A 14,118-nucleotide genomic window follows, 5' to 3' on the forward strand; every position below is an offset into this window, starting at 1 on the left:
GCCATGAATAAAACCGACGCAAAACCGCGTGCAAGCCGTTTACCGGCGCTGCTGATCGTTCTGGCAGCGCTCCTGCTGCTGGGTTATGTGCTCTGGCAAACCGAAACCCGGCCGAGTACCGATGACGCGTATGTGTACGCCGATACCATCGATGTCGTTCCGGAGGTCAACGGCCGGATCGTCGAAATGCCGGTGCGCGACAACCAGTGGGTCAAGCAGGGCGATCTGTTGATCCGCATCGATGCCCGCCCGTATCAGGACGCGCTGGATCAGGCCCGGGCGCGGCTGGTGACCCTCAACCATCAGATCGGTTTGACTCAACGCAGCGTGAACGCCCAGCAATACGAGGCCGCATCGGCGGTGGCGTCGGTCGAACGGGCGAGGGCGCAGGCCACGCAGTCCAACGAGACCCTTCAGCGATTGGAGAAGTTGCTCGCCAAAGGCTATGTGTCCGTGGAGGCCGTGGATCAGGCGCGCACGGCGCAACGCTCGACAGCCGCCGAACTCAACGCCTCCCGATTGCAGGCCCAACGAGCCTCGGCTGCCGTCAGCGGCGTGGATGCGCTGGTGGCGCAGCGGGCCGAGGTCGAGGCGCAGATATCCCTGGCCGAGCTGAACCTGGAATTCACCGAAGTGCGCGCGCCTTTCGACGGACGAATCGCGTCTTTGCGCACCACCGTCGGCCAGTTTGCCTCGGCCTACAAACCAATTTTTACACTGATCGATACGCGCCATTGGTACGTGGTGGCGAACTTTCGCGAGACCGATCTGAAAGGCATCAAGGCGGGCACGTCCGCGACGCTTTACCTGCTGGGCGACACCGGCAAGCGCTTTCAGGGGCGGGTCGACTCGCTCAGTTTCGGCGTGCTGCCGGATGACGGCGGAACCGTGATCGAAGGCCTGCCACGTGTGCAGCGCACCATCAACTGGGTCAGGGTTTCGCAGCGGTTTCCGGTGAAGATCTCGGTGCGCGATCCCGACCCGGAGCTGTTCCGCATCGGCGCCTCCGCCGTCGCCGTGTTGCGCCCTGACGAAGCGGCCAAGAACGGCCAATGAAATATTCGGCGCAAGACTTGAACCGGGGCGGTCTGGAGCGCCTGTACCGGTTTCTGGTCGATGAACTTCAGCCGTACCCTGGTCGTATGAACCTGTTGCTGCGCACGCTGCTGGGCAGTGCGCTGGTGATCATCATCTCGATGACCCTGCAGGTGCCGTTGCTGGCGCTTTCGTTGATCGTGGTCTTCTACGTGACGCAGACCAACGTGGTGCTGACCCGTATGGTCGGGATGCTGTTTCTGGTCGGCGCGACACTGGCCATCGGCTTGACCATCCTGCTGCTGAAATTCACCTACGGCTATCCGCTGCTGCGCATTCTCGGTGCTTGCGCGCTGTTTTTCTGCAGTGCGTATTTGATCCGGGTGACCCGGATCGGCGTGGTATTTTTCGTGGTGGGCATTGTGGTGATCTATGCCCAGACCTTCGTCGACCTGACCGATCAGGCCGAGGCGGTTTTGCGTCTGGTGCTCTGGGTGTGGGTGGCGGTCAGTTACGCCATCGGCCTGACGCTGCTGGTCAACACGCTGTTGTTGCCGGCGGAGCCTGTCCGGCAACTGGAAAATCATCTGCGCTCGCAGTTACTCACGGTTGCCCGATGTCTGAGCGGTGAGCAGAGCGGGGCGGCGTTGGGTGCCGCCGCGATTCAGCGCAGCGTGTTGGCGTCGCAACAACTGTTGCGGTTCGCCTGTATGCGCGACGTTGATTTTCGCAGTCAGCAGACTGCGCATCTGGCACGCATCAGCAGTATTTCCCGGCTGTTGACGCTGGCCGCTCAACTGCCAGCGCCAACAGCCAATGCCTTGGCGAACGAATTGTTGCGCCAGGCCGTGCTTGATCTGGAGGCTGCTCTGGAAACGGGCCAAGCGCCTGAAGGATTGTCTGCGCTTGATCAAATCGATACGACCGGTCTGCCCGGCGTATACGAGCAAATGCGCCTGGAATTGTTGTCTTTTCTCAATGTGCAGGCGGCTGAAAGCCCCTCGGAAACCAAGCCGAAGAGCGCCCCGATGTGGGTGCCGGATGCCTTCGAAAACCCTGTGTACACGCAGTTTGCCGTCAAGACGTTGTTGGCCGCGTCGTTGTGTTACCTGTTCTACATGGGCACGGACTGGCAAGGCATCCACACCATCATGCTGACTTGCCTGATCGTCGCTCAACCCAGCCTCGGCGCGACCGGGATGCGCGCGACGTTGCGTGTCGGCGGTGCGCTGGTGGGCAGCGCTTTGGCATTGGCGATGGTGATCCTGGTGGTGCCGCACATCGACGGAATCGTCGGCCTGTTGTTCATGTCGTTGCCGGTGATTGCGCTCGGCTCCTGGATCGCCGCCGGCTCCGAGCGAATCAGCTACGCCGGTGTGCAGATCGTGTTCACCTTTGCGTTGGCGTTGCTGGAACAATTCGAGCCCAGCACCAACCTGACGGAGATTCGTGATCGCATTATCGGTGTGCTCTTGGGTGTCGGGATTTCCCTGTTGATTCACGCCTTTTTGTGGCCCGAGGCAGAAGGTGAAACGCTGCGTCAACGATTGGCAACGTTGGTAAACCAGCTCGCGAACTCACTGAACACGAGACGAAAAGCCGACGACTCGCCCCGTGACTTGCGCGTATGGAACGAGTTGGCCGACTGCCAGGCGATGGTGGCCCGAGTGGCGCTGGAGCCCGGTTGGCAGGTCGCCGAGAGTCATCAGGAAGTGTTGGTCTTGCGCATGCAGGAATTGCTGGTGCGACTCAGAACCATCGCCATGGCAATCGATGCGCTGCAAGTGGAACTGGCTCACGGTCAGTCCCAAGGCGAGGCCTGGCTGGCATCCCTTGAACTCTGCAACGAAACGGCGACCGTGCTGGATGACTACGCGCAGCAACTGAAGGGACAGCAGGGCTTTGCGGTCGCGAGCGGGGCCCTGGAACGCTTGCGGGAATACGCCAGCGCAAGGCTGGAGGACGATGAACTGAAAGCGCGTTTTCTTCAGTTGCTGGCAAGCGTGGAAAACCTGCCTGCCCGTTAATGCGACGAAACATACTCCGAGGGCGAAGTCGGCGCAGGCAAGGCATACGTCGCCTTCATCCATTCAATCTCCGCCTGCGGCGTTCTGCCAAAGAAGCGTTTGAACTCACGACTGAATTGCGAGGCGCTTTCATAACCCACGTTGAACGCCGCTGCCGAAGCGGTCATGGCATTGCGCAGCATCAACAGCCGCGCCTGATGCAGACGTGTCGACTTCAGGTATTGCATGGGTGAGGTGTCCGTCACGCCGCGAAAGTGCAGGTGAAAATTCGGCACGCTCATGCTGGCTTCGTGGGCGAGTTGCTCGACGTCGAGGCGCTCCTGATAGCAACTGTGGATCTTGCGGATCGCCCGGGTCACCTTGCCGAAGTGCCCCTGTCGGTTGAGCGCGGCACGCATCGATCCGCCTTGTTCGCCGGTCAGAATGCGGTAGTAGATTTCCCGCAGCAGCGATGGCCCCAGTATCTGCGCGTCACCCGGGATGCTCATGGCTTCAAGAAAGCGCAATGTCGAAGCGCGGAGCTTGTCGTCCATCGGTGAGGCGTACATGCCCTTGGGTTGCGCATCGCTCGGGCCGTGCAGGTCATCCACTTGCTGCATCAACTCGCTGGCCAGGTGGAAGTCGAGGTGCATGTAGATCGCGAGCATCGGCTCGGCCTCGGTGGCATCGGTCTCCATGGTGAACGGGATGGGCACGGACACCACCAGATAATGCTGGGCGTCGTAAACATAAACGTCTTCGCCCAGATACCCGCGTTTGCGTCCCTGACAAAGGATCACGATGCCCGGGTCGTACAGCACCGGTGTGCGGTTGAGTGGCTGGTTGGAGCGCAGGAAGCGGACACTTTCAAGCGCACTCAGGTTGTAGCCCTCGACCGGTGTGAGGGTTTCCATGAGTTGCACCATGCGCGAGGTGCCTGGGTCGGCCTGCTTCATTGCGTTCTCTCTATTGGCCACTCAATGGTCGGTGGAGCGGGTCAACGCTTCCCACTGATCGATCTCGCTGGCTGCCTGTTGGAGCTTTTCACGCACCAGGCGCAGCGCGTCACTGCCCAGGAGCAGGTGTGCCGGTGGTGTCGGGCTGGCGATGATCTGCAACATCGCCCGGGCGGCTTTTTGCGGGTCGCCGAGTTGCTTGCCGCTCTTTTCTTCACGGGCCTTGCGCACCGGATCGAAACTGGCGTCGTAGTCGGCAATGCTGCGCGGCGTGCGCTGCATCGAACGACCGGCCCAGTCGGTGCGAAATGAACCCGGCGCGACGGCGGTCACGAAGATGTTGAACGGCGCCAGCTCCTTGCTCAGCGTATCGGAGATGCCTTCGAGCGCAAACTTGCTGCCGCAGTAGTAGGCGATCCCCGGCATTGTGATCGTGCCGCCCATCGACGTGATATTGATGATGTGGCCCGTACGCCGCTTGCGAAAGAAGGGCAGAAATGCCTTGATCATGGCGACCGCGCCGAACACGTTCACGTCGAACTGACGGCGCATCTCTTGCAGCGGCGACTCTTCGAAGATGCCTTCGTGGCCGTAACCGGCGTTATTGATCAGCACATCGACCGGGCCATGAGTCGCTTCAACTTCGGCAATGACGCCATCGATCCGGTCGAAATCCGTGACATCCAGCATCACCCCGTAAGCGTTATCCACGGAGAGCGCTTGAAAGGCGTGCAAGTCGGCTTCCTTGCGCACGGTCCCGATGACACGGTGGCCGGCCGCGAGTGCTTCTTTGGCCAGCGCATGGCCGAAGCCGCTGCTGACGCCAGTGATGAAAAGGGTCTTGGTGGTGGACATGACGGGCTCCGGTGAATGGGGTTTCAGCTCATGGTAGCCATCGAAGAAACGCCCACCTATGTCGGTTTGTCTTTGAGCATTGCCTATTTCTATCAACGAGGCGAGATAACGGCCGATGAACTTTTTGCATGGCTTCAGGCATCCAAGCAGAACCAGACTCAACGGGCTGATATCAGCCAAGGACAGACGATGACCTTTCTAATTTTCCTGTTGGCCTGCGGTGCGGCGGCGAGCACCGGGATGATTTTCCAGCCGGGCCCGTGGTACCAATCGCTGGCCAAACCACGCTTCACACCGCCCAACTGGGTGTTTCCCGTTGCCTGGACCACGATCTACCTCTTGCTCGCGTGGGTCGGCTATCGCCTGACCCTGACACCCGGCAGCGAAACGGTCCTCGCCTTGTGGGCAGCGCAAATAGCATTGAACACCTTGTGGACACCGGTATTCTTCGGCGCCCATCGCCTCTTCGCCGGCATGCTGATCATCACGCTGCTGTGGCTGGTGGTCGCCGCGATGGTGGTGTTGGCCTTGCGCCTGGATGTGATCACCGGTTTGATCCTGTTCCCTTACCTGGCATGGCTGTGTGTCGCGGCGGCGTTGAATTTCTCCATTCTGCGTAACAATCGCGGATAAAAAGGACGAAATGAAGACATCAATGGACTGGCCCGCCGATGAAAACGAGCTGGCGCAATTACGCGCCTTCAACAAGAAGCTCGCCCGGCTGCCGCGCTTTCGCATCCGCAATCGCATCACGCCACGGGTGATTCAAATGCTGCTTCGCCTCAGCCAATTGGGCGGCGCGAGAAAGTTGCGCAAACACGGGCTCGAGGCCGAACGCAAAGTGGTGGGCGTCGACGGCAATTCCGTCTCAGTGCGGATCATCCGACCCAAGACAAAAGCCAAAGGCGTGGTGCTGGATTTTCATGGCGGCGGCTGGGTCATCGGCAATGCGCAGATGAACGATCACCTCAACATCGGCATGGTGAAAGCCTGCGACGTAGCCGTGGTCTCGGTCGATTATCGGCTTGTAGTCTCGACCCCGATCGAAGGCGTCATGCAGGACTGCCTCACGGCAGCCCGCTGGCTGCTGAGCGATGACTGTCACGAATTTGCGAACCTGCCCGTCATCGTCGTGGGCGAATCCGCCGGCGGCCACCTCGCCGCCGCAACCCTGCTGCAACTCAAACAATGGCCGGACATGCTCAAACGGGTGAGCGGGGCGCTGCTGTACTACGGCGTCTACGACCTGACCGGAACCCCCAGCGTACGCAACGCCGGGCCCGATACCTTGCTGCTGGATGGGCCGGGGATGGTTGAAGCGCTGCAAATGCTCACGCCGGGATTGAGCGATGAAGAACGCCGGCAGCCGCCGTTGTCTCCGTTGTACGGCGACTTCACCGGGTTTCCGCCGGCGTTGATGTTTGCTGCGGAGCTGGATCCACTCAGGGATGACACGCTTGAGTTGGCTGAGCGTTGGGGGAGGGTGGCGGACGTGGAGGTGCATTTGTTGCCGGAAACGGCGCATGGGGTGATTCATTTTCCGCTGGGGTTGGCGGGGAGGGTGGTTGGGTATGGTCGGGCTTGGGTTATGGGGCGGGTTGGTGAAGGGTGAGTGTTTTAGGTAGGGGCGATTTAGGCGGCCACGAATGTCCGCTTTCGGCCAGAAGCGGACGTTCGTAAATGTCCGTTTTCGACCCAGAGAGGACATCGCTTTGCGAAGCTGAGGAGTAGTATCACCCGAGCGTAAATGTCATGTGTTGCGGCGACTTCGCCTGGGGATGATCAGCAAGGAAGGAATGATTCACAAACGGTCATAGCTAAGATACATGGCCATATCTGGCAAAGGAGACGGTATGCCACAGCTCACATGGGATCCTTTTGATCTGGTCGCCGTACTCGGCGTCGGTCCTTCTCACGATGAATTTGATACGTCGCATCGGTATTTGATTGAACAAGGCTCCCTCAGGCTGGAACTGACAATCTGGCAATATGATTCTGATGTAGAAATTCAGATGTGGGAGACGTCATTACCCAAACCCATCATCAGGTACAAGTTGCTCGGATGCCCTGGTATCCGCGTTGTTGACGATAAGCGCGGCACATTTGTGGAGTTCGCTGCATCGAATACTTTCACCGGACGATATGACGGATATTCGGTAATTCCGTACGGCCTAAGGCTTTGGGTCGATCCGCAATTTTTTCTAGAGCCGTTTAGCTATGGGGCTGCTTAGGGGCAAGTCTGGGAAATCACGAATGCTCGCTAATGGCTGTGGATTCAACCGGTCGATGCCGTACGATACGCGCCTGCCGTTAGATCATTAGGGATTACCCATGCAATTTCATGGTTTCGAATTCGGGCATATTGAGGTTGAAATTCAAAATCGTGCGTATGACCTTCATAACTTCTACCACGCCAGCACCATTAATTACGACATCGTGGATAGGTCGGCTGTACTCATCTTTACTCGACGGACTGAAGCCTGGGTGCCGACCGAAGAAGCACACAAGATTACTATCAGCTTCCATGAGGTCGATTATTTTTCATCAAGTGGGCGGGATGATTACCCAATCGATGGCGACGATAGTGTTATTCATTCGATCGGAGCCGTGGAGTCCAACGCAGAGACACAGGCTTTTTACCTGACAGATCACATCCAGCCAGATCATCATCTTGTCATGTGCTTCGAGTCTGGTCTTACATTACGAATACAGGCCGCTGAAGCACGATGCAAAATCGATTGTTAAACGGCAAAAAAATTTTTGGTGTTCGACGTCTGCTTTGGGTCGAAAGCGGACATTTACGAACGTCCGCTTCTGGCCGAAAGCGGCCGCTCAAAAAACAAAGAGTGAGACCACTCTTGATCCACCCGTTTAACCCTCCAAAAATCCCCGTTTAAAAGACACCATCCGTTACGCCCTCAAGGCTACATCACCTTGCGTCATTGCCTACGGCTGCGCCAGAATCCGCCGGCTTGTGCGTCTGGGATGCGGGTTTTATCGTTTTCGGGTCACTGAAAAACAGTGATCGGGTTTGGTAGCCCGAGTTAACTAGTCGCATAGCGCATCGTTCGCAGATCTCTTCGGGTCTCTGCTTAATGGTGGCCATGCGCAGGGCACCTTCGGGTGCGCCGGGTTCCTAGTTACCGGTCTACCAACCCGCGTATTGGCCGCCACCCTTCGTTTGGTAGCGAGGGTGAAGGCTCCTTATCAATAATTAGGAGTTTCACCATGATCAAACCAACACCCAACCCACCCGAAACCGATCCAGTCTCCCCCTACCAATTCCCCGATTCCCGAACCCTCAACGAAGCCGCCGAACGCGCCCTCGATCATTACCTCACTCCGCAACAACGCATCATGGGCAGTCACACCACACACGACCCCATGTTCCTGGCCAACCCCGCCTACAGCAGCGAATCCCTCCTGGCCAATGCCTGTGAATCCCTCGATTCCGCCAGCGAAATGCTCAGCAACTTCGCCGCGATCCTGGAACCCGGCCACCGCAAAACGGCGTTGGGCATTGCGCAAGTGGTGATGGTCGCGGGGCTGGCGGTGAATCAGGCGCTGGATCATGTCGAGGTGAAGACGTGATCGGTTGATGGCTGTCGCTCAATAGCCGGAAAGAAAATGGCCGAGGTTGTCAGGTGTCACTGACGACCTCGGCCATTTTTCTTTTTTCTTGCACCGCTCAACGCTCCAACAAAGGGAACGCCTCGTCAGTCCGCGATATCTACACTTTCCCCACCACTTGCCGCGCATCCCGCCGCACCGCCTGCGGAGGCACGCCGAAGCCTCGAATGAACGCTTCACGCATATGCCGCCGATCGCGAAAGCCGGATTCGCTGGCGACCACATCAAGAGAGTGTCGGCTCTGTTCGATCATCAATCGAGCGGCCTCCAGGCGCAGGCCTTCGATGGCTTTGGCGGGGGATTGGCCGGTTTCTGCGCTGAATATGCGGGTGAACTGGCGAGGGCTCAGGTGCGCCACGCCGGCCAGTTCTTCGACGCTGAGCGGTCGACTCAAATGCTGCCGTGCATAGTTCAGCGCGTTTTGGATGCGGTCGGACTTGGGTGCGAGGTCGAGCATTTCCGAATGCTGCGACTGGCCGCCGGAGCGGTGCTGGTGCATCACCAGTTTGTGCGCCACCGAACGGGCGACATCGGCGCCCAGATCTTTCTCCACCATGCCGACGGCGAGGTCGAGGCCGGCAGTCATGCCCGCCGACGTCCAGAAGGGGCCGTCGACGATATAGATGCGGTCGACGTCGACGCTGATTTCAGGATGGCGCTTCTGCAAGGCCTGCGCGTAGGCCCAGTGGGTTGTGGCGCGGCGTCCGGTCAGCAGGCCGGCTTCGGCGAGGATGAAGCCGCCGGTGCAGATGCCGACCGTGCGCCGCGCCTGGTTGCCGGCCAGGCGCACGAAATCGAGCACAGCAGAGGCCGTTTCGGTTTTTACCGGATCGTTGACCCCGACCACGATCCAGGTGTCGGCCAGTCCGGGCGCTTCAAGCGGGCGGGTTTCCATGGCCAGCCCCAGCGAGGAACGCACCGTGCCGCCGTCCGGCGAGAAGTTTTCGATGCTGTAGAAGGGGGCTTCGGCGATCTGATTGGCGAATTCGAATACGGCTTGAGTTGCCAGGGAGAGCACCTGAAAACCGTCAGTGAGCAAGTAGCCGATGCGATGCATGGTGATTTCTCGAATGTCCTGAATCACTACCTTATACGTCATTTGAGATATGGCCAAGCCGTCGCATTCTGTTCTCCAGTACTTCCCACCACCCTGGAGACTCGACATGACTCAATCCCGCCTCGGCACCGCCCTGATCACCGGCGCTTCGTCCGGTATCGGTGCCATTTACGCTGAACGCCTGGCCCGCCGTGGACATGACCTGATTCTGGTCGCACGAAACCGCGACCGCCTGAATGTCCTGGCCAAACGCTTGAGTGAAGAAACCGGCCGTCACGTTGAAGTCCTGGCGGCCGATCTCTCCGACCGGGCCGATCTGGCACGCGTCGAAGCGCGGCTCAAAACGGACAGCAACATTTCTGTGCTGGTGAACAATGCCGGGGTTGGCGCGACTCAGCCCTTGCTGGAGTCGGACGTCGACAAGCTCGACGACTTGCTGACGCTCAACGTGAACGTGCTGATGCGCCTGACGTATGCGGCGGTCCCGGCTTTCGTTGCCCGTGGCGGCGGCACGTTGATCAACATCGCCTCGATCGTGGCCATCGCCCCGGAGGTGTTGAACGGTGTTTACGGCGGCTCCAAGGCGTTCGTCCTGGCGTTCAGCCAATCCTTGCGGCATGAATTGGCGGACAAAAATGTCCGGGTCCAGGTGGTGCTGCCGGGCGCGACGGCCACCGAATTCTGGAGCGTGGCCGGCACGCCGCTGGAGCATCTGCCGGAGGCCATTGTGATGCGGGCGGACGACATGGTCGACGCGGCACTGTCCGGCCTCGACCAGGGTGAGTTCGTCACCATTCCGGCACTTCCCGAGCTCGCCGACTGGAGTGCCTACGAGGCGGCGCGCCAGAAGCTCATGCCTGACCTGTCGCGCAGTGCGCCGGCTGCACGCTATCGCGACTGACGTTCGACGCAGGCATCGATTGGCGAACGAAGGGGGCTACAAACATAGGGGCAAAATTACGGGGTGAAGTTCTCACTCCGCACGCGTCAGGCTTGAACGATCGTGCAGAACTCCTATGATGCAAAAGGCTTGCGCCTGCGCCTTGCAAACGGCGACGCCCCCAACGTTTCCCGGAGAGATCGCCCCTCGTGGAGCCCATTCCAGACGCCTTGCATGAGTCCCTCACGATCCGGTTCGTTTTTGGTCCGTTCTGCGTCGTTCCTGGTAAACGGCTGCTGACCCGCAACGGTGTTCCGGTGGAGATCGGCGGTCGGGCGCTGGATCTGCTGATCGCCTTGCTGGAGCAGCCGGGGCGCGTGTTGTCCAAGTACGATCTGATCGAAAAGGTCTGGCCCGACAGCGTGGTCGCCGAAGGCAGTCTGCGCTTTCACATGACGGGCCTGCGGCGGATTCTCGGGGATGGCGAAGAGCAGGCACGTTACATCACGACCCAGGTGGGAGTGGGCTACGCCTTTGTGGCGCCGCTGGAAAGGCAATTGTCCGAGGATCAGCCGGCATCCACCCCGACCAACCGTGACCGAAACGTATGCCACCTGCCACCACGGGCGAAGCTGATCGGTCGCGAAACCGATCTGCAACTGGTCGTCGATCACCTGCAGCAACCCAGGTTGTTCACCCTCGTCGGCCCCGGTGGTGTCGGCAAGACCAGCCTGGCTATCGAAGTGGCGCATCGCATCGCGGCCCAGGGTTACGAACGCGTGTGCTTCGTCGACCTGGCTCAGATTGAAGACAGCACGCTGGTGACGTCGGCATTGGCCAGATCGCTGGGCATTGCGGTGCAGGCTGAAGACCCGCTGTTTGTGCTGCTCGCGCATCTGCGTGAACAGCGGCTGATGCTGGTGATCGACAATTGCGAACACCTGATCGACGCCGTTTCGACCCTCCTGGAACAAATCAGCGACAGCGCGCCGGATGTGAGCATTCTGGCGACCAGTCGCGAGCCATTGCGCGTGCGCGGTGAATACGTTCACTGGCTCAATCCGCTGGAATTTCCTCGCGAGTCCCGGCACCTTTCCACTCAGGAACTGCTGGCATTCGCTGCGATCAGGCTGTTTGTCGAGCGCGCTTCGTCGAGCAATGCGGCGTTGCTGCTGGAGGCGGAGGGCGGGCAGATGATCGCGGACATCTGCCAACGCCTGGAGGGCATGGCGCTGCCGATCGAACTGGCGGCGATGCGAGTCGCCAGCCACGGCCTGAAGGCCACGCATGCCTTGCTCGGCGAACGCTTTTCACTGGGCTGGTCGGGGCGCCGGACGGCGGTGCCGCGGCATCAGACGCTGCGCGCCATGCTCGACTGGAGTTACGACCTGTTGTCGCCGCCGGAGCGTCTGGCGCTGGAGCGGTTGTCGGTGTTTGTCGGGCCGTTCTCTCAAGAGGCGGCGTCCCAGGTGGTGGCCGAGTCTCAGTCCGATGGCCCGGCGGTGGCCGCAATCCTCGATGATCTGGTGTGCAAGGGGCTGGTCACGGTCGATCACAGTGATTCGACGGACTCCTATCGGCTGCTGGAGATGACACGCGCCTATGCCCGGGAAAAACTGACGGCCCGGGGCGATGCCGAAGTCAACTCGCTGGCCTTCCGGCATGCGGCGTATTACATGGATCTGCTGGGTCACCCCGGTACCTCGCCCGATGAGTTTTTCCGCTACTTCGGGCGCCTTGCCACTCAGTTGGGCAACGTACGCAGCGCGCTGGAGTGGAGCTTCGGCCCCCATGGCGACCCGGGCCTGGCATTGCCCCTGGCGGCGGCGAGCGCCCCGTTGTTTTTGCATTTTTCGCTGTTGGTCGAGTGCCGGACCTGGTGTTCCCGGGCCGCGGAACTGCTCGAGCTGGGGTACTACGGCACATCGACCGAAATGGAATTGCAGGCGGCCCTCGGGCTGGTGCTGATGTTCACTCAGGGCAACAGCGAAGCGGCCGAAAAGGCCTTGCTCCGGGCGCTGGACATCGCCGTTGCGCTGGCGGATCACGGGTCACAGCTGAGGCTGCTGGGGCGCTTGCAGATTTTCTACGAGCGCATTGGCGATTTCCGCTCTTCGCTGGCATGGGCAGAGCAGGCCGCCGTGGTCGGCAATGTGCTGAATCAGCCGGCAGCCATTGCGATTGCTTCATCGCTGACCGGCATCTCCCATCATCTGTTGGGCAATCAGCGTCTGGCCCGACAGGAGCTGGAGCGCTCGCTGCGCAACAGCTTGCCGTCCCACCCCGGCAACACGATCTACTACGGCTTCGATCATCGCAATCGTACCGGGCTGGCACTGGCCCGTTCGCTGTGGTTGCAGGGTTTTCCCGATCAGGCCCGGCACTGGGCCGAACTGATCGAAGCCGAAGCGTCGGCGCTGCAGCATCCGGTCACCTACTGCATCGCGATGGTCTGGATTCTGTGCATCTATATCTGGACCGGCGATCTGGAGAAGGCACTCGCCAGTCTGGAGCGATTCAGTGCGGTTGCCGAAACCAATGCGCTGGGCCCGTACATGGCTGCCGCCCATGGCTTGTCAGCGGCGATTGCGATCCGCGCCGAACAGCCTGGTGATGCGGTGCCGCTGCTGGAGGAGAGCCTGGCGCGGTTGCGTGGCATGCGCTACGAACTGCTCACGACATCCTTTGAAATCGCATTGGCCGAGGGCCTGATGCTGGGCGGGCAACACGATAAGGCGCTGGCGCTGGTCGAAGGCACCATCGATCACTGTCGTCAGAGCGGCGACGCTTTCGCATTGCCGGAACTGCTGCGGATCAAGGCCGGTATTCTCAAGTTGATCGACGGCGAGAATGTTCAGGCCATCACGACCCTGCTTGAGGCGTCCATCGCGCTGAGCCGCGATCAGGGAGCCTGGGCATGGGAGTTGAGGACTTCGATGGATCTGGCCAGGCTCTGGCTGGAACAGGGAGGGGCGGAGCAGGCCAGGGCGTTGCTCGGCGTTTGTCGCGAGCGGGTTTCGGAGGGCTTCGACACCCTTGATCTGCGCCGGCTGGAATCCCTCTGGCAAAGCCTTTGCGTCACACGCGAGTGATCAGCGCCGCCATTTTCACCAGATCCGCCAGCGAACGGGCTTTCATCTTGCGCATGACCTTGCCCCGGTGGGCCTTCACTGTGATTTCGCTGATATCGAGGTCAGCGGCGATCAGCTTGTTCAGACGACCGCTGACCACCGCGGCCATGATTTCCTGTTCGCGGGGCGTCAGGGTTTTGTAGGCCTCAAGCACGGATAGCACGGCTTTTTCTTCCTCCAGCGCCGCGCGGCTGCCTTCGAGCGCCTCGCTCATGGCCGTGAGAAGCACGTCATCGTTGAACGGTTTGGTCAGAAACTCCACTGCGCCGGCTTTCAACGCTCGCACCGTGCGCGGAATGTCGCCGTACCCGGTGATGAAAATGATCGGCATGTTGTAGCGCTCGTCTGCCAGGGACGTCTGCAAATCCAGACCATTCAGGTCCGGCAGGTTGATATCCAGCACCAGACAACTGGGAACCCGCGCCCGAGGCTCGGCGAGAAAAGCCTGCGCGGACTCGAAGAGTCGTGGCTGCCAGCCGGCGCAGCGGATCAGCAGTTCCAGCGACTCGCGCACGGAGACGTCGTCATCCACAACGAAAACCACAGGCGTGACGTCACTCATCGGAGA

At 60.2% G+C, this 14,118-nt stretch carries 13 protein-coding genes; 9 read left to right on the top strand and 4 right to left on the bottom strand.

Annotation, left to right across the window (positions count from 1 at the left end; genetic code table 11):
• The first annotated feature begins 3 nt into the window (after positions 1-3).
• Together mdtN and NWV16_RS11890 are read left to right on the top strand one after the other, a co-directional pair.
• On the top strand, positions 4-1,056 hold the full coding sequence (mdtN, locus tag NWV16_RS11885) for a multidrug transporter subunit MdtN (protein WP_260523171.1): 1,053 nt from the start codon (positions 4-6) through the stop codon (positions 1,054-1,056).
• A complete protein-coding gene (locus tag NWV16_RS11890; RefSeq protein ID WP_260523172.1) occupies positions 1,053-3,062 on the top strand; it encodes an FUSC family protein in 2,010 nt (669 codons plus the stop codon). The genes mdtN and NWV16_RS11890 overlap by 4 nt, the downstream gene beginning before the upstream one ends.
• On the opposite strand, the gene NWV16_RS11895 is transcribed toward NWV16_RS11890, so the two are convergent.
• The gene (locus NWV16_RS11895; protein ID WP_260523173.1) at positions 3,059-3,997 is read right to left on the bottom strand and encodes an AraC family transcriptional regulator; all 939 of its coding nucleotides are present in this window, start codon (positions 3,995-3,997) and stop codon (positions 3,059-3,061) included. The genes NWV16_RS11890 and NWV16_RS11895 overlap by 4 nt on opposite strands.
• 21 nt (positions 3,998-4,018) lie before the next feature.
• On the bottom strand, positions 4,019-4,852 hold the full coding sequence (locus NWV16_RS11900) for an oxidoreductase (protein ID WP_260523174.1): 834 nt from the start codon (positions 4,850-4,852) through the stop codon (positions 4,019-4,021).
• Between the two features lie 189 nt (positions 4,853-5,041).
• Here NWV16_RS11900 and tspO point away from each other — a divergent pair, with 189 nt between their 5' ends.
• The 5 genes from tspO to NWV16_RS11925 all read left to right on the top strand — a co-directional run bounded on the left by tspO (position 5,042) and on the right by NWV16_RS11925 (position 8,443).
• Complete coding sequence (tspO, locus tag NWV16_RS11905) at positions 5,042-5,485, top strand: tryptophan-rich sensory protein TspO (RefSeq protein ID WP_260523175.1); 444 nt, start codon at positions 5,042-5,044, stop codon at positions 5,483-5,485.
• A 10-nt stretch (positions 5,486-5,495) separates the two neighbouring features.
• Positions 5,496-6,464 carry an alpha/beta hydrolase gene (locus NWV16_RS11910; protein WP_260523176.1) on the top strand — a complete coding sequence of 323 codons (969 nt, stop codon included), beginning with the start codon at positions 5,496-5,498 and terminating at the stop codon, positions 6,462-6,464.
• Between the two features lie 241 nt (positions 6,465-6,705).
• Entirely contained in the window at positions 6,706-7,083 is a 378-nt protein-coding gene (locus tag NWV16_RS11915; RefSeq protein WP_260523177.1) for a Ypar14, super integron cassette, read from the top strand.
• Positions 7,084-7,183: 100 nt separating this feature from the next.
• A complete protein-coding gene (locus NWV16_RS11920) occupies positions 7,184-7,597 on the top strand; it encodes a hypothetical protein (RefSeq protein WP_260523178.1) in 414 nt (137 codons plus the stop codon).
• A 483-nt stretch (positions 7,598-8,080) separates the two neighbouring features.
• Positions 8,081-8,443 (top strand): DUF6124 family protein, encoded by a 363-nt coding sequence (locus NWV16_RS11925; RefSeq protein WP_260523179.1) that lies wholly within the window; start codon positions 8,081-8,083, stop codon positions 8,441-8,443.
• 139 nt (positions 8,444-8,582) lie between these two features.
• Here NWV16_RS11925 and NWV16_RS11930 read toward each other — a convergent pair whose 3' ends face one another.
• A complete protein-coding gene (locus NWV16_RS11930; protein WP_260523509.1) occupies positions 8,583-9,539 on the bottom strand; it encodes a GlxA family transcriptional regulator in 957 nt (318 codons plus the stop codon).
• Between the two features lie 106 nt (positions 9,540-9,645).
• Between NWV16_RS11930 and NWV16_RS11935 the strand changes: the two genes are divergently transcribed.
• Positions 9,646-10,440: an SDR family NAD(P)-dependent oxidoreductase gene (locus NWV16_RS11935; protein WP_260523180.1), complete on the top strand. Its 795-nt coding sequence runs from the start codon at positions 9,646-9,648 to the stop codon at positions 10,438-10,440.
• 188 nt (positions 10,441-10,628) lie between these two features.
• On the top strand, positions 10,629-13,511 hold the full coding sequence (locus tag NWV16_RS11940) for a helix-turn-helix transcriptional regulator (RefSeq protein ID WP_260523181.1): 2,883 nt from the start codon (positions 10,629-10,631) through the stop codon (positions 13,509-13,511).
• Here NWV16_RS11940 and NWV16_RS11945 read toward each other — a convergent pair.
• Complete coding sequence (locus NWV16_RS11945; RefSeq protein WP_260523182.1) at positions 13,498-14,112, bottom strand: response regulator transcription factor; 615 nt, start codon at positions 14,110-14,112, stop codon at positions 13,498-13,500. The genes NWV16_RS11940 and NWV16_RS11945 overlap by 14 nt on opposite strands.
• Between the last annotated feature and the right edge of the window lie 6 nt (positions 14,113-14,118).

Origin of the sequence: Pseudomonas sp. BW7P1 (genome assembly GCF_024981055.1) — a bacterium.
In the GTDB taxonomy this organism is placed as follows: Bacteria; Pseudomonadota; Gammaproteobacteria; order Pseudomonadales; family Pseudomonadaceae; genus Aquipseudomonas; species Aquipseudomonas bananamidigenes.